Source organism: Peribacillus sp. NPDC055009 (assembly GCF_053608705.1).
In genome coordinates this window covers 45,125-62,681 of sequence record NZ_JBSGVZ010000021.1, presented here as the reverse complement: position 1 = coordinate 62,681, position 17,557 = coordinate 45,125, and the positions used below count along the sequence as shown (strand labels likewise).

12 protein-coding genes are annotated in these 17,557 nt (G+C 39.2%); 2 read left to right on the top strand and 10 right to left on the bottom strand.

The window, feature by feature from the left end; all coding sequences use genetic code 11:
- Positions 1-58: 58 nt before the first annotated feature.
- From ACWF5P_RS23170 to ACWF5P_RS23145, 6 genes are all read right to left on the bottom strand, one after another.
- Positions 59-808, bottom strand: coding sequence for a Cof-type HAD-IIB family hydrolase (locus tag ACWF5P_RS23170; RefSeq protein WP_260357994.1), 750 nt, complete (start codon positions 806-808; stop codon positions 59-61).
- Positions 809-969: 161 nt separating this feature from the next.
- Positions 970-1,965, bottom strand: coding sequence for a cation diffusion facilitator family transporter (locus tag ACWF5P_RS23165; RefSeq protein ID WP_434167039.1), 996 nt, complete (start codon positions 1,963-1,965; stop codon positions 970-972).
- A 285-nt stretch (positions 1,966-2,250) separates the two neighbouring features.
- Positions 2,251-3,003, bottom strand: coding sequence for a hypothetical protein (locus tag ACWF5P_RS23160; protein WP_230175878.1), 753 nt, complete (start codon positions 3,001-3,003; stop codon positions 2,251-2,253).
- A 675-nt stretch (positions 3,004-3,678) separates the two neighbouring features.
- Positions 3,679-5,097 carry an amino acid permease gene (locus ACWF5P_RS23155; protein WP_434169675.1) on the bottom strand — a complete coding sequence of 473 codons (1,419 nt, stop codon included), beginning with the start codon at positions 5,095-5,097 and terminating at the stop codon, positions 3,679-3,681.
- An 814-nt stretch (positions 5,098-5,911) separates the two neighbouring features.
- The gene (locus ACWF5P_RS23150) at positions 5,912-7,042 is read right to left on the bottom strand and encodes a histidine kinase N-terminal domain-containing protein (protein WP_434167041.1); all 1,131 of its coding nucleotides are present in this window, start codon (positions 7,040-7,042) and stop codon (positions 5,912-5,914) included.
- A gap of 243 nt (positions 7,043-7,285) precedes the next feature.
- On the bottom strand, positions 7,286-9,118 hold the full coding sequence (locus ACWF5P_RS23145; RefSeq protein ID WP_452445341.1) for a sigma-54-dependent Fis family transcriptional regulator: 1,833 nt from the start codon (positions 9,116-9,118) through the stop codon (positions 7,286-7,288).
- 510 nt (positions 9,119-9,628) lie between these two features.
- Here ACWF5P_RS23145 and ACWF5P_RS23140 point away from each other — a divergent pair.
- A complete protein-coding gene (locus tag ACWF5P_RS23140) occupies positions 9,629-11,110 on the top strand; it encodes an aldehyde dehydrogenase family protein (RefSeq protein WP_434167043.1) in 1,482 nt (493 codons plus the stop codon).
- Between the two features lie 189 nt (positions 11,111-11,299).
- Here the strand turns inward: ACWF5P_RS23140 and ACWF5P_RS23135 are convergent, their stop codons facing one another.
- The 4 genes from ACWF5P_RS23135 to ACWF5P_RS23120 all read right to left on the bottom strand — a co-directional run bounded on the left by ACWF5P_RS23135 (position 11,300) and on the right by ACWF5P_RS23120 (position 16,459).
- On the bottom strand, positions 11,300-12,004 hold the full coding sequence (locus ACWF5P_RS23135) for a TerC family protein (protein WP_101225442.1): 705 nt from the start codon (positions 12,002-12,004) through the stop codon (positions 11,300-11,302).
- A gap of 322 nt (positions 12,005-12,326) precedes the next feature.
- Positions 12,327-13,814 carry a tagaturonate reductase gene (locus ACWF5P_RS23130; RefSeq protein WP_434167045.1) on the bottom strand — a complete coding sequence of 496 codons (1,488 nt, stop codon included), beginning with the start codon at positions 13,812-13,814 and terminating at the stop codon, positions 12,327-12,329.
- Between the two features lie 80 nt (positions 13,815-13,894).
- Positions 13,895-14,908 (bottom strand): zinc-binding alcohol dehydrogenase family protein, encoded by a 1,014-nt coding sequence (locus tag ACWF5P_RS23125; RefSeq protein WP_101225444.1) that lies wholly within the window; start codon positions 14,906-14,908, stop codon positions 13,895-13,897.
- Positions 14,909-14,953: 45 nt separating this feature from the next.
- Entirely contained in the window at positions 14,954-16,459 is a 1,506-nt protein-coding gene (locus ACWF5P_RS23120; RefSeq protein ID WP_452445340.1) for a UxaA family hydrolase, read from the bottom strand.
- A gap of 194 nt (positions 16,460-16,653) precedes the next feature.
- On the opposite strand from ACWF5P_RS23120, the gene ACWF5P_RS23115 reads away from it, so the two are divergent.
- The gene (locus ACWF5P_RS23115) at positions 16,654-17,520 is read left to right on the top strand and encodes a helix-turn-helix domain-containing protein (RefSeq protein ID WP_434167047.1); all 867 of its coding nucleotides are present in this window, start codon (positions 16,654-16,656) and stop codon (positions 17,518-17,520) included.
- The last annotated feature ends 37 nt before the right edge of the window (positions 17,521-17,557 follow it).

Genomic DNA, 17,557 nt, shown 5'->3' with positions numbered 1-17,557 from the left:
GGCAGCGCCATTTCAATAAAAAAACTGTATATGGATACGTCCCATATACAGTTTCGATTCAATTTGAAAGCGCCCATTTACGAATTGCCTTAGCCACACCATCTTCTTCGTTTGTCGCTGTAATCCAATCTGCTTTTTCTTTCACAATTTCTTGGGCGTTTCCCATTGCCACACCCACTTTTGCTTCAGAAATCATTGCAAGGTCATTAAGGCTGTCACCCACTGCCATAACATTATCCATAGTAATATCGAGCAATGAACATACGAGCTTTATCGCTTTCGCTTTATTTACGCCCATGGCATTCACTTCAATATTCGTCGGGCTTGAATTGCTTATTTCAAAGTTTCCTTTTGACACCAGTTCATCCATGATGATTTTGCGGATGCTTTCATCATCTGTATCAAATCCGAATTTAAGCCATTGCGAATCATGGATTTTCTCAGGCATTTCAGCCCTGTAAATATTATCGCAGCTTATTGCCCAGAAATGTGTACCATGTTTTTGGCTTAATTCCCACATCCATTGTATGGAATCACTATCGACTATATTCCTTTCCACCAGTTTTCCTTGATTATCGTAAATTTCGCTTCCGTTTACCGTAATGAGAAATGATTGAAGTTCCATTGACTTTGCAAAATCACTGCATGTAGCATAGGATCTTCCTGTGCTCAATACCACAAAAACCCCTTGATTTTCGGCTTCTTTTATCGCTCTGCGATTTTCTTCAGATATCTCTCCTGCCTTATTGAGAAGCGTGCCATCCATATCAAGTGCAACTAGCTTAATATCTTGTTTCTCCAATCTTATTCACCCTTTCATAATCCTTCTTTATGTAACTAAGTCCATGATAGCTTATAATGCATACGCATGGAAAGTACGTGAATAATTGAACAGGCATTAAAGTAGTGTCGTGATATTTATAATCAAGCAAATTTCTTATCATGACACTTTGTATTCTGCCATTCTTTCTACTCCCTGTCTTTTTTAATTTCATTCAATTCTTTTTTTATTTGACCTTCCCATTTTGGGACACCATCATTTTCATCGAATTCTATAATGACATCCGTTACCCCTCTTTCCTTGAATATCTCATTAAATAGCCGATCTTTAATGTCATCCGCTTGGGCGATTGAAATATGGGGATCAAGTTCGACTTCAAGTTCTACATGGAAGTCTTCCCCTTCTTTTAATACCGCCAGTTTCTGTATATCCCTTACGTCTGGATCATCCATGACCATCGTCCCGATTTTTTGTCGCATTTCAATATCGGCTTCCCCAAGAGCCCCTGCAGCATTATCAAGAAAAACCCTTCCAACCACATAGAACATACCGAGACCGATCATGACGGAAGCAACTCCTTCCGCTTGAATGAAAGGCGTGAAGTTTGCTAATAAAATGGCAATTATCGCAAGCACCCCGCCACCGGTCGCTACCATATCTTCCATGAATACTAATTTCGTCGCTGGTTTTGCTCTTTTTAAACCAGTGAAGCTCTTAAATATGACGGCTGCTCCTTTAGCTTCGATTCCAGTCTCATGCACCACTTCTTTCATCGCTTTAAATAATACATATGATTCCAACACAACCGCTAAGAAAAGGACGGACAAGTTAATAAGGATACCAGTTGATTCTGCAGGGTGCAAAATGTGATGAAACCCTTCTTTAATCGTTTCATAAGACATGATTCCGACAATCAATACTGCCCCTAATAATACTAGGTTAACCAAACGTCCAAAACCATCAGGGAATCGATCAGTTGGTGCCTTTTTACTTAGTGCGGAACCAATGAAGACGAAAAACTGATTCGCAGCATCGCCCAAAGTATGTAAAGTTTCAGCAAACATAGCGACATTCCCTGTCATGAAGTAAGCAATCCCCTTTAGCACAGCGATGATACTATTCACACAGGCAGCAATGAAAGCCGATTTATTACCATGTTTCAATAACTGAAATAATTCTTTCATTTAAAATCCCCCCTAATCTTTTTATAAATCCATTTTCATAATGTATTATCCCCAACACTGGAATATATGAAACCACAAAAGCGAAACCCTTAACTATACGATTTGCGAATAATTTGCATCACTTTGGTTTTTAAGTTGTATCTCCCACAAACGAATATATTCCAGAATCGGACTCATCTATTCTAATAAGTTCACAATGAACGCATCCACTTCTTTTGAAGGCTGATTAATGCATCAAAAAAAGGAGTAAGCGGCGGCTTACTCCTTATCAAGAACTTCAAGCGTTTATCCTTCCTTTTTCACTAACTTAGATGGATTATTTACTTTATAGCGTATTTCTTTATTATATTTTTTGTCGACCACTTTTCCATCAAATTCGATTTCGTCTCCTTCTTCGAGCTCAGCTTTTTTTAATGTCTTGCTATATCCACACCAAGCATCGCCGATGGTCAATTCAGGTTCCGTTGTCACTTTGACATTCTCCAAGAGTATGACTTCATCTTCCTCACCAGTAAAATGGTTCATTTTCGCCGTGAACTCCTTGACGGTCGCTGTGAAATGCACTTTTTCCCCAGGTAAGTCCAACTTAGGTTTTGCTGTCGTTTTTTTAGTTTTGGTTTTTGCTTGTTTTGGTTCTTCACTTAGCTGATCGGAGTTTTCCGTAATTGGCGCTTCCATCACCTGCTCAGTTTCACTTGGAACTGCGGCTGTTTCGGAAACCGGGCCACTCAACAATTCTTTTCCGAAACTGGAGCTTTGCATTTCCTTTAAATAGGAAGGGTTAATGCAACTAAGCTTACCATTTTCAAATTGAACGACTACAGTGTCAAGTCCGTTGCCGTATTGTTCATAACCTGCTAATTTGACCTTTGCTTGAAAACTTCCGCTTTTATATACTAGTTCTCTTTTTACCGAACGGGCAGTGAATAATTTCCATTCCAATCCTTTAGCGATATAGTCCGTATCATCTAAAAAAGGGATAAATTCTCCTTTTGGTGCGATATAATGAATCAAATCTTCAGCTGGAGTTTCAGCCACAGTAACCACTCCTAATCTTTTCTATAGATTATATTCTAGCAAAGGATTTCAAAGTTGCAAATGAATGAGTATCGTAATGGTTGATTGCAGTCATAATCCCCAACTCGCTTAAATCTTTACCATGAAATGAATGCGATCATTTTTGTAACCAGAAAAAAAGCTGCCCACTAAGAGCAGCCCAGACTGTGACAAATTCAAAAGAGCCTTTGCCTGCAGTTTTTTATTTGAAAACGTTCCAGTATCTCAGAAATCCGCTCCATTTTCCGCCGACTGTCTGCCATGTCACATCAAACCAAGCGCCTAAGCGCCTGTGGGGTCAGTAACTCGTTAGAATTGTTGAAAACCCCTTCTATCCAGTCAGGAGGGTTTCATCAAACCGTAAAAACCATAAAGAAAAACTAGTCTTTAACATGGTTCGGGATGAGACCAGCCTACAGTTTTTTTTCTTAAAATACAATTCAGTTGATTGGAGCGGGTGTTCGAGACTCCCGCTTAGAAAAGCGCGTCCAAGGGAGACCCCTACAGGCGCAAAGAGCGCCGAGGAGGCTCCCGGACTGCCCGCGAAAAGCGAGTGCCTGGAGTGAAAATCAACGTTCAAAGTGTACCCCAAAAAAAGTAAAAACCATGAAGGATAATCAAGTTTTCTTTCTTTAATTGATAAAACTACTGTATCCATTACCCTTCCTTAACGTGAATGTTATTTAGTTTTGCATCTTGTTCAGGAGTAATTACCTTTTTCTTATGATAAAACAGAAAGTATGACCCAATTACTAGAATAGTGAGAAGAGTTGTAAGAAAGAATTGCAATCTCATGGAATCAATGAACGCCTGAGCAACGAATATAATAAATAATACGGCAATGGTCACGTAGGTTAAATAAGGGAATAGCCACATTTTCACTTTGAGTGTCCCGGGATTTTCTTTTTCCGTCTTTTTCCGTAAATATAGATGAGAAAAGGCGATAAAGATATACATGATCATAGTGACTCCTCCAGAGCTGTTTGCGAGGAAAGCAAACAATTTATCAGGAGAAACAAATTTAAATGTCGTGAACACGTAAGCAAAGAAAACACTTGCCATTAACGCCCAAATCGGGATTCCCCGCTTATTCACTCGGGAAAGAATTTTCGGTGCATCACCTTTTTTTGATAAAGAATATAGCATACGAGAACTTGTATAAAGGCCTGAATTCAAAACAGAAAGCAATGAAGTGAAGATTACGATATTCATGATTTGACCCGCTGCCGGCAGGCCTGCCATGTCAAATACGCTGGCATAGGGGGTTTTCAGTAAATCTTCAGCCCCTTGGGGGATTACGAGAACCAACACGGTCACTGAACCAACAAAGAAAAGAAGGAGACGCCATACAACACTGTTTATGGCTCTAATAATATTTTTTTCAGGGTTTTCAGACTCTCCTGCAGCAATGGCAGCTACCTCACTTCCCGATAAAGAGAAAGTAATGAAAATCACACTAAGAAGGACAGGCAGAAACCCTTTTGGTAAAAATCCTCCATCTCCAGTAATGTTTGAAAGGCCTGGTGAATCAAATCCCGGAACAAATCCGAAAATCATGGCGGCACCCAGGAAGAGGAATATTACAATGGCAGCCACTTTCATGAAAGCTAACCAGTATTCAAATTCCCCATAAGCTTTGACTGAATAGATATTCGTAATCGTCATTAATATAGGGAAGGATAGACTAGCAGCCCACATGGGTATACCAGGAAACCAATCATGAATCATAGTACCCAATAACGTAGTTTCTATAGCAATGATGATAACCCAGTTGAACCAGTATAACCAGCCGATCGTGTATCCGGCCCAGGGACCAAATGCTTGATGCGCATATGTTGAAAAGGATCCGCTATCAGGATTTACCACAGCCATTTCACCCAGCATACGCATTATAAGCACGATCATCAATCCAGCGATTATATAGGATAAAATAGCACCAGGCCCAGCTGAATCTATTATTGTTCCGCTTCCGATAAATAGTCCTGCCCCAATTACCCCGCCAATAGAAATCATTGTGACATGCCTGGTCTTAAGACCATGTTTCAATTCATTTGTTTGAAGTGCCACTATTGTCACCATCCTTTAAAACTGTCTAATTTCCGTTTTGTACAGTAAACCATTGCTCATGGGTACCTTAGTAGAAATCTTTCATTCAAAACGATGTTTACAGTGCAGTCCTATTCCCGTTTCATCATTAGTTTTAATGAGGCCAAATTCACGATCGTTATATGTATATTGCACAGCATATACTCTATTAACCGTAACCGCTTTTCGATTTATATTCCCTCTTTACTAACATCAGCACCTCAGCTGAAAGTACAAAGAACCTTGCTGTTTTTGCACTTTATGTTGAGTGAAGTCCTTTTATGTAAAAATATAGATATCCCGCTCTACCCTTTCTTTCCTAACACTTCCTTTTTAATAAAAGCACCCTCTCTCACTAAAATTTTATACATATATAATAAAAGCAATATCCATGCCAAAAAAAGGATAGTTATTTTATTAGGGTTTAATGCTTTTATGTATTTAAAACGATTCAATATTGAATTATTATTTCAATTTTCGATTCATACATTAATTATCGACCCTTTTCGATTCATAAACGAATCAAAAAATGACAATTTATTTGTTTTCTTTTATTATTTCGACACATATATACTGAAAAATACAGGGATAAAAAAGAAGATGCTAAAATCCTAATTATGATTTCTTGGCATCTTCCAAATAAATTTATTTTCACTGAGAATGATTATATGTAAAACACCGGCAGAACCGGTATGCCCCTCCTTCTAATAATTAAAACTCTATGTTTACAAGCTTCGAAAAAATTCAATATGTATATAATGCTGTATGTAAATTACCCTACTGATATGTATGAAACCCTTATGATTCAGTACTGAACTTCGGGGAAATGGATGCTGAATGTGGTTAAATTTTCATTGGAGACACAATTCATATATCCATCATTACTTTCAATGATCTTTTTACATACATATAATCCAATTCCCGTTCCTAATTCTTTCGTTGTGACAAAGGGCTCAAAAATAGATTCGATCAATTCACTGGCAATGGCCGGTCCATTATTTGAAATTCGAATTATTCTTTCATTCGCCTCAATTAAAGAGTTTATCCTCAAAATTCTAGGATGTTCCTTATCCTTTAAGGCATCAATGGAATTAATAAAAAGATTCAAGAACACTTGTTTTAACCCATCCTTGCTCGCTGTCATGACGAAGTTTGGATAAATATCTATTTCCACATTAACGCTGGCATCCACAATATTTGCATATGTCAATTCTTGTATTTCTTCAATTAACTTTAATACGGCAATTTCCTCTCTTTGTTCTTCATTAAAATCAGATTTAGAGGTATGGAGGAATTGGGTTATCCTGAAATTCAACTGGTTTAACTCATAATCAATGATATCCAAATATTTCAAGTCAGGATTCTCCCTCTTCAATAATTTATTGAACCCCATGATAGCTGTAAGAGGGTTACGGAACTCATGTACAAAGCTTGATGATATTTGACCCAGTACCGCTAATTTATCTTTGTGGTTTTCACTAATATAAGACTTTTTTTCCTCAATCACTTCATTTGTAAGATTCGTATATCTAGTTACTGCATGGTAGCTGAACGTATCAAAGTGCAGGTTAATGTCATTAATGAATCTCTGCATATATTTAATTGGGATATTGGCGCCAAAAACATTTCTGATTATGATATTTCTTCCCAAATTGATATTATATAGAAAATCCCCAATGTTGATATTTGCTTCAAGACGTTCTTTTGCAACTTGGTAAGCCAATTTTATCAGCACATCATCAGACAATACCTCCTTGAACGTTTGGATGACCAGTGAGTACATCCCATAACCATTTTCCTTAATTCTATCTTTGTAGGGTTCTATTTCATTGATCTTAATAGTCTCGTTCCATTCATTTAAAAACACAGATTCATTTTCTTCCAAATATTGAATCAATATATGTTTATACTTTTTATGTTCAGATGACAACTCCATACTATTGACCACACATCCCCTTGCGGAATTTAGTTACTACATCAATAACATCATTCTATATGAGATTTTGATATCCTGCACTTCATTATTTATTGTTTTTTAGGTGAAATGTAGCTTATAAGGAGACAGGTATGCTAGTCCGCATATAGTTACTTGCGATAACAAAGAACCGACCAAATCAGGTCGGGAATCTGAAATTGTCATAAAAAGATCCTTCATATTTTTTTATATACTGTGAGTCTCTTACTTTTGAAAGTTGATTCCATACTTTTTCATTTTTCTATATAGCGTATTACGGCCGATGTCGAGTTGTTTCGCTGCGTTACTGATATTCCCATTTGTTCGTTCCAATGCATTCCTTATAAGTAGGGTTTCTTGTTCTTGAAAGTTTCTTGGTTCTCGATCGGCATTTGCCCCTTCCTCATGCGTCATGGAAGAAGCAGGACAAAGTGCCTCAACCAATTCCCTTGTAATCGGGCCATTATCAGCTAGGAATGCAGCCTGTCCCAGCACATTTTGCAATTCACGGAAATTACCTGGCCACGAATATTCCAAAATGAATGTTTTAGCTTCGTCAGTTAGTTCGGTATGTTCGCTCTTATAAGGTAAATCCGTTAAAATATATTCTGCTAACAGCAATAAATCTTTACGACTCCTTAGATTTGGAAGTTTTAAAGACAATCCACAAAGACGGAAAAATAGATCTGCACGGAATTCCCCAGCTTCAATTCCTTTTTGTAAGTCTTTGTTGGTGGCGGCAATGACCCTTACATCGATTGGAATGGAAGCATGTCCTCCGACGCGCGTCACACATCGTTCCTGAAGCACACGGAGCAGAGTCGCTTGAGCTTTAAGCGGCATGTCCCCGATTTCATCCAAAAACAGGGTACCGCCATCTGCAGCTTCGAATTTCCCCTTATGCCCGCCGCTTTTTGCGCCAGTAAAGGCACCCTTTTCATATCCAAATAACTCACTTTCCAATAAGTTTTCGGGAATTGCGCTGCAATTGATGGCGATGAATGGTTTATCACTTCTTAAGCTAACCCCATGAATGGATTGAGCGAACAGTTCTTTTCCCGTTCCGCTCTCCCCAGTGATTAGCAGGCTGATATCAAGCGCTGCAGCTCTTTTAGCAATGGATATGGTTTGATTCATTTGCGGATCATTACTTATTATATCGGTAAATTGATAACGATTAGTTTTTAAACCATCAATCAATTTTTGTTTTTTTAACCTTACGATCACGGAGGATTGATGTTCTATATTTTTACCAAGGGTTTGAACCAGGAATTCCTGGTCCTTAATTGAAACCTTCTGTTCTAAAACAAGTGGGTCTGTACCTGATATTATATTCGATACTGGTTTTTCCATTGTGCCGATAACATGTGACGCCGCTATATTGAGATCTGTAACTTTTCCCTCTTTATCAAGGGTAATTAACGGATCAGGGTATGAATCATATATAAAATAAAGGTTTTTCTCCCTTTTTTGTGTATGTGACAATAAGAGTGCTTGTTTGATGCTATCAGCCACCCTCTGAACTAAACTAATGGAAAAAGGATGATAATTCTGTTGATGACTGCTTAAATTCAGAACACCAAGCAGATGCCCCTCAGGGTGATAAATGGGCGATGCGGCACAAGTAAGGAAATGGTTATCCTGATGAAAGTGTTGACTGCCATGAATTAGTACAGGGTTTTTCTCTACTATGGCTGTTCCTATCGCATTTGTTCCTTTTGATTCCTCTAGCCAATTAGCCCCTTTTCTTAGGGAAACATTATCTGCATGCCTAATGAAAGCTGGATCCCCAACTGTTTCAATGATATATCCTTCAGGAGCAGCAAGTAATAAAATGGACTCCAAACCATTAATCGAGCGATAAACTTCTTCTAAAATGGGAGAAGAATGGTACAGGAGTTCCGCATATCGATCGTGGTATTCGGCCAACTCGAATGCACCAAGCATATCTTCCCTATCCATCATGCTTGGCTGAAGTCCCTTCGAAATGCACCGCTGCCATGATTCTTGAATAAATGCCGGTACGGTTCCTTTATCCGAGCTTATATTAACAGACATTGAATAATCCTCCCGTATGTATAATCCAGTAAATCGGCCACTGTTTTTTATTCAATTTCATTAATGAAACTCTATGTAATCCAAAGTTTCAGAGCATTTAGGGTTCGTTCATTCAGTTTAATTATAACAGAAAATTCAGATACCCACCAAAATGAAAACGCATTATGCCAACTTCTAAACTTTTTTGTTCCATATTGGTACAACTTCCTGTTCCAATATGGAACAGTTTGCCACCTTCCCATGTCCCTCCAGCATCTTCTTTAGCTGGTTTCATTGGTTTTTTGTTATGGCATAAGTCTTGCATAATTACATGTCGAGAAATTGATTCCTTATGATAAGGGGGGTAAGAATTCAAGTAATCCAGTTTTTAAAGATATTCAGACTTGCTGCAAGTCAGTCAATGAGAATAGTATCAAAAACATAAGATTATGCCTGATCCTTTTACTTAGAGGAACGCCATTGTCCGAACAAATATCGAACTTAAAATCCAAATGAAAAGGGGTATTATACATGGAACAAACTATTAAACTTAATCCGAGAGTGCAGGAATTCTTGAAGGGCACTAAAAAGCTTTTGATTAATGGGGAATTGGTGGAAGCTGCTTCAGGAAAAACCTTTGAGACCCTCGATCCTTCAAACGGCAAGGTTTTAGCGGTTGTGAGTGAAGCAGGTCCGGAAGATGTAGATAAAGCAGTCAAAGCAGCCCGTAAGGCTTTCGACAACGGTCCATGGAAAAAAATGAGTGCATCGGAACGCAGTCGCCTCATTTATAAATTAGCGGACCTCATGGAGGAACATAAAGAAGCGTTAGCACAATTGGATACCCTGGATAATGGCAAGCCGATTGGCGAAACCACCAATGCCGATGTCCCCCTTGCAATTGATCACTTCCGTTATTATGCTGGATGGACCACTAAGATAGTGGGACAAACAATACCTGTTTCTGGGAATTACTTCAATTATACCCGTCATGAAGCAGTCGGGGTGGTAGGGCAGATCATCCCTTGGAATTTCCCTTTACTTATGGCCGCATGGAAATTAGGCGCAGCCCTTGCAACGGGATGTACGATCGTTTTAAAACCAGCTGAGCAAACGCCGCTTTCAGCATTATATTTAGGTCAATTGGCGCTTGAAGCAGGTTTTCCTCCTGGCGTTCTCAATGTTATACCTGGATTTGGTGAAACAGCAGGGTCACCGCTTGTAGATCATCCTGATGTCGATAAAATTGCCTTTACTGGTTCAACCTCAGTAGGGAAAATGATCATGCGCCAAGCTTCGGGAACCGTAAAAAAAATCTCGTTGGAATTAGGCGGGAAATCACCTAATATCATTTTACCGGATGCAGATATGAGTAAAGCCATTCCTGGAGCTTTAATGGGCATCATGTTTAATCAAGGACAAGTTTGCTGTGCCGGTTCCCGCCTGTACATTCAAAAGAAATCCTATGATAACGTGGTAGCTGACTTAGTGTCCCACGCAAAAAACATTAAACAAGGGGCCGGTCTTGATCCATCTACCCAGATAGGTCCTTTGGTATCCAGTGAACAAATGGAAAGAGTCGGCGGTTATATTGAAAAAGGAAAGTCTGAAGGAGCTGAAGTGGTTACCGGGGGTAATTACGGACAAGGAGAAGGTTATTTTGTAACTCCTACAATATTTGCAGGCGTTGAAGACGAAATGACAATCGCTAAAGAGGAAATCTTCGGTCCTGTTGTAGCTGCGATGCCTTTTGACGATTTGGATGATGTGATAAACCGTGCAAATAACTCAGAATATGGATTGGCTGCAGGTTTATGGACACAGGATGTAAAAAAAGCCCATTATGTGGCTAATGAATTAAAAGCAGGTACAGTTTGGGTAAACTGCTATAACGCATTTGATGCAGCTTCCCCATTTGGCGGTTATAAACAAAGTGGAATCGGTCGGGAAATGGGCAGTTATGCTTTGGATAATTATACGGAAGTCAAAAGTGTATGGATTAACTTAAACTAATAAATAGGGTGAATGCTCCATATGCTCATTTGGCTAAGATATCATGATTGAAGTGCATGTTATCGTTTGCTAATTCGCAAAAGGATATACCAAAGTGCGGACTTTGGTACATCCTTTTTCTTGTTTTGTACTTATATGGCATAGACAAAAAGAAGAGACCTTTCATTTCGAAAGGTCTCTTTGTATCAATTATCCATTACGTTCGATTTGCATTTTTTCTCTGTTTGCTTTTTCTTTTTCGATATTTTTCTGTCTTGAAATCCCGGCTACCAGGATTCCAATTACCACTATTGCTTCAAATCCATATTTAATGAAGGGATTTGCAAAGTAGTCGTGCATGAAAGGTTCAGCTACGATCATTTTAGAAGCTGTCCAGCCTAGTATTCCCGCACCAATTATTATGATGAATGGGAAGCGTTCGATCAGTTTCAGGATCAAAGTGCTTCCATACATCACTACTGGAATTGATACAAGTAAACCGATCACCACTAAAGTGAAGTTACCATGAGAAGCACCTGCAACCGCTAGGACATTGTCCAATCCCATCAATGCATCTGCAATAATAATGGTTTTTATAGCAGCCCACATAGAGTCTGCAGGCTTCACATCATGTTCTTCTTCATCGATAAGGAGCTTATAAGCAATCCATACAAGAAGTAATCCCCCTATTAAATGCAGTCCCGGCACCTCTAATAGCCAAACAACCAGCAGCGTTGCAATGATCCTTATCACAATTGCGCCGACCGCTCCCCATATTATCACCTTTTTTTGCTGTTCTTTTGGAAGCTTTCTTGCAGCCAATCCAATAAGGATCGCATTATCACCGGCTAGAACCAAATCTATCATAATGATCGCTAAAAGTCCTGAAATGAATTCACCTGTTAAAAAATCCAACACAAATTCCTCCTTTTTACAAAAATAAAGAGACCTCTGCCATAAATGGCAAAGGTCTCGCTAAGCACTAAATGAATTAGGCCAATAAAGCCGGTGGGATTCCCACGTAATGACGACTTTATTTCAGGTTATCCCTGACGCTACTCCCCTTCACGGGAATAAAGAATATGTAATTCTTTTAATATCTTTCCATTAGGAAACTACCAAGAAAAAATATCACTAATTCAGTATACCAAAAATACAAATAAAATAAAGAAAAAAATAATAGATAGTAATGTTATTCATGAACTTAACCTTGTCCAAATCCTTTCAACGGATAATTTCAGTCAATCATCCCTTCTAGATATTGGCATAATTCGTTTCCAAGGTTAGGGATACCGCTCAAATCCTTCCCCCATAGATATTGATTACTCAACGTTGCCTCTACCAATTGTCTAAGCGGGATTTCTTCCCTCTCATAACGAAGCCATTGTTCCCTGAAAAATTCAATTGCCTTTAAATCATCTCTAACGACATAGACTTTACCCGCAAAGCTTTTACCAATATAACTCCCCTTGGTTTCGTTAACCCTATAAAATCGGATCAGGCCCGAAAAGCCTTTTATGATACAGTCGGGCAGCCTGCCTTTCGCCTTATGATATTCCTCCAATGTAGGCAGGAGACGAGCCTTGAACTTCGAAATACTGTTCAGCGAGATATCGGCCAGGAGGTGATGTACAAAAGGATTCTTAAATCGCTCAAGAACACTTTCCCCATATTGCATCATCTCATTTTGATCAAAAGGTAATGAAGGAATTATTTCCTTTTCGATGGCATTGCTCAGAAATTGGCTGAATTCCGGATGATCGATTGCCTGTTTTACTTCTTCCAATCCAGATAAAATGCCTAAAGGAGCCAACAAGGTATGTGAACCATTAAGTATCCTTACCTTCCTCATTTGATAAGGTGTCAAATCTTTTACCCAATGCACATTTAAGCCGGATTGTTGTAAAGGAAGACGTTGATCAATACAAGGGTCACCTTCAATAGCCCATAAATGGTAGGGTTCTGCCGTATTTAGCAGAGTATCCTTGTATCCCCATTCAGCAAATAGGTTGTCCGACTCATTGGCTGGAAATCCTGTAACGATACGGTCTACAAGCGAGTTTAGGAATAGGTTGTCCCGGTCCACCCACTCCATGAATGGCTTTGGTAAACCCCAATCCCTGCTATGCTTAAGAACATATTGCTTCAATGAATCACCATTTTTCTCTAAAAGCTCACATGGAAGCATGATCAGTCCCTTTTTCGCATCCCCGTTGAAATGCAGATAGCGATGATACAAAAAAGCAGTCAGCTTTCCTGGAAAAGATTCAATCGGCTTTCCTTCTTCCAAAGGAATCGGCTGGTATTTGAGTCCTGCTTCAGTCGTGTTGGAAACTACAAATTCCAATTCAGGATTTTCTGATAGTGCTAAAAATTCCATCCATTCTTCATATGGATCAATTACCTTTGAAAAAACGGAAATGATCTCTGTATGTTCCACTTTCCCGCCTTGGTGAAAACCACGTAACATTAATGTATACATACCATCTTGCCGCTTTACTTCCTCTATTTTCCCTTTTCCGGCGGGGCGGGGCTGGGTAACTGCAATACTTCCCATGAAATGTCCTTGTTTATTACATTCTTGAATCATCCAATCAAAGAAGCCTCGAAGAAAATTCCCCTCCCCTATTTGCAATACTTTCATGGGAAGTTCCATCATATGTGAATATTGGGCAGCGTTTGTATCTTTACTCAGATGCTTCAGTTGACTTTTATTTAGGTTCATGATCAAGGAACTCCTTTCTAATAGAAATATCCAATTCGGATTGCGTTTTATGTGGTTTCCTTATGACAGCGTACTAATGTTCATATTTCGACAATGGCCTTGATCACTTTAGCTTCAGGAGTTAACCAACCTTCAAACTGATTGATCATTTCATCCAAATGTGTGCGGTGGGTAATATACTGGCTCATATCCAACAAATCATTTTTCAGCGTATTCACGACATAATCAAAGTCATCCCTTGTTGCATTGCGGCTTCCCATTAATGTAAGCTCTTTACTATGGAATTCAGGATCATTAAAGGAAATATCCGCTTTAACTAAACCTACATAAATCAATCTTCCGCCGTGAGCAGGGTATTTAAATGAATCCATCATTGACTTAGCATTACCTGTCGCATCAAATACCACGCTTGGCATATCTCCATTCGTCAATTGGGCTAATTTCTCCATTGGATTCTCCAAAACATTCAAAGTATAATCGGCATTTGCCCATTTGCCGGCAAACGCAAGGCGTTCATCATTTACATCCATTGCGATCACCTTAGCACCCTGTTCTTTAGCGAATGCCATGACTCCCAAGCCAATTGGCCCAGCACCAATTACAAGTGCAAATTCCCCTTTATGAATAGCAGCGCGCCTAACTGCGTGAGCCCCTATACTTAAAGGCTCTATCATTGCGGATTGGTCAAGTGTGAGACCCTCGGTTCTCACCAAATGATTATAAGGAACCGTAATCCACTCACTCATGCCGCCTTCAGCATGTACACCCAACACTTTCATATCCGTACAGCAATTCGTTTTTCCACTTCTGCAAGCCAGGCATTCTCCACATTCCATATAGGGGATGATCGATACTTGATCCCCGACATTAAGCCCAGATTCATTTTCCGGTATCGACTCAATAAAACCGGATAATTCATGGCCAAGTATTCGAGGATAGCTAAAAAAAGGTTGATTGCCTCCATAGGCATGAATATCCGTTCCGCATATACCTATGCGCCGCACACGAATCAAAGCTTCCCCTGAGTTTGGAACTGGTTTTTCCGACTGTATCATCTTAAATTCAAAAGGTTGTTCACAAACGATACTTTTCACTGAATAACACTCCTTTTTAATAACTTGATAGAAATTGTGTATGTATTAGAGAATGACTCCTTCTTTAAAGATGCTTATCTCCCTATATCCGAATTTTTCATTATTCGTTTTCTTTTTACCTGTTGAAAGCTCCAGAATGTAATGGAATAAATCGTCCTTTAATTCATCGATCTTTTGACCTTCTATCAACCGCCCGGCATTATAATCAATCCAGTGCTTTTTACGATCGGCTAAATCCGAATTCGTAGCTATTTTTACAGTAGGCACCGGTCCCCCAAACGGCGTTCCCCTTCCCGTAGTGAATAGAACGATATGTGCGCCGGCTGCTGCCAAAGCCGTCACCGAAATCAGGTCATTGCCAGGAGAATTGATTAAATTCAAACCATGCTTCTCTACTCGTTGTCCATATGGGCTTACATCCACTACAGTGGCATGGCCCCCTTTTTGTGTACATCCAAGTGATTTTTCCTCCAGTGTACTTATGCCGCCTTCCTTGTTTCCAGGTGAAGGGTTTTCATAAATTTCCTGATCATGGCGAATGAAATACTGTTTGAAATCATTAATAAGGCCAACGATTTTCTTATAGGTTTCTTCATCCCTTGCCCTGTTCATCAATATCGTTTCCGCTCCAAACATCTCAGGAACCTCTGTCAATATCGTGGTCCCGCCATTTTCCACTATTAAGTCGGAAACCGCACCAACCAATGGATTAGCGGTAATGCCTGAAAAACCATCGGAACCACCGCACTTCAAGCCTATTTTCAACTTTGAAACTGGTACGGTCTGGCATACGAACCTTTCCGCATATTCCACTAATTCCCCCATTAAACTTAAGCCGCTCTCCAATTCATCTTGAACCTCCTGGGCTTTTAAAAATTTAATCCGATGAGGAGGAAATTCGCCTATGGCTTCTTTAAATGCTTCGATTTGATTGTTCTCACACCCTAATCCTACAACTAAAACCCCTGCTGCATTTGGATGTTGAGCCAAGGCTGCCAACAGTTTCTGCGTATGGGTCAAATCATCTCCCAATTGAGAACAACCGTAGGGGTGGGAAAAGTGATGAATCCCATCGATTTGACGATCTTTAAACTGCTCATTGCCCATTTTAGCGAGAAGTTCACATGTTTTATTGATGCAGCCTACCGTATTGATGATCCAGATTTCATTCCGGATACCCACTTCCCCATTTTCACGGATATATCCTTGGAAGGTATGATTTTGACTTGGCTCATTTGTATCTTGAATGCTAGGTTGATAGGAATAATCCAATATACCTTGCAAACCGGATGCTAAATTATGGGTGTGAACCCAATCGCCAATGGAGATATCTTCTTTAGCTTTTCCGATCGAGTAGCCAAATTTGATTACGTCCTCCCCTCGTTTAACCGGTTTCACTAACATTTTATGCCCTTTAGGAATGTCGTCATTTGCCTTGATATGGATCATTCCACTGTCTTCTGTTTGAATCTGGAAGCTCTGTCCTTTATGAATTCCCTCCAAGGAAATAACAACATCATCATTTGAATGCAATTGAACATATTTATTCATTTTGTCCCTCCTTATCATGAGTAAGACGTTCAGAACCAAACGTCAATTCATTTCGAAAGCCCTTTCATTTTTCCCTTGAATTTTTTAATTTTTAAATCTATTTTAATTTTAACATCAATTTATGAGATATAAATTGCGTTTTTTGCTATAAATATACTCATTCTTGTTGTATTATACTTTCAGGAGATGAACAAATGAAAAAAATTCATAATGCATTAAACCATGATTTACTCTTCCCATTCTCATTTGTCTATCAAGATACGAAAAGTCCCCAGAATGAATTGTCCGATCATATGCATGACTATTATGAAATTGTTTATGTTTATAACGGTAAAGGGACCTTTTTTATCGGTGATGTGTTTTATGATATGCAGCAAGGGGATGTATTTCTGATCCCGAATAATACCATTCATAGGGCATTACCGAATAAGGACGACCCTGTCACCTCCACCATTATCTTTTTCAGTCCCACATTAATATATAAAGATGTGGTTGATGATTCTTTTTCATATTTACACTTGTTTGATCTGACAAAAAAGAGTAAGAATTACAAAATATCATTGCCGCAGAAGGAGCAAGTAAAGTTGGAGGAACAGCTACAGCTCATCCTGCAAGAAACAACTAGCCAATTAATAGGCTCGAGGCATGCTTGTTTGCTGATCGTTCATCAGATCATACTTGATTTATACCGTACCCGGATAAATGGCAAAGAGGATTTATCCGAGGGCAGCTATAGCTCAGAATGGATCAAAGATATTTTAATCTATATTAATGAACATATTGATGAACCATTAACACTGACGGCACTTGCACAAAAAGCTTTGGTCAGTCCCGCACACTTCAGCAGAGTTTTTAAGGAAACGACTGGAATTGGCTTAATCGTGTATCTAAACACGAAAAGAATCATCAGGGCAAAGGAACTTTTGCTGGAAACGAATCACACCATTGCCCATATTGCTGAAATGTGTGGTTTTGAAAGCATGCCCCAATTTTATCGTACCTTTAAGAAATACAATGAAAAGACACCAGCTACATTTCGAAAAGAAAATCGGATTCGCTAGGCGTGCCTAATACAAATGAAAAATGGAAGTGTCTTCC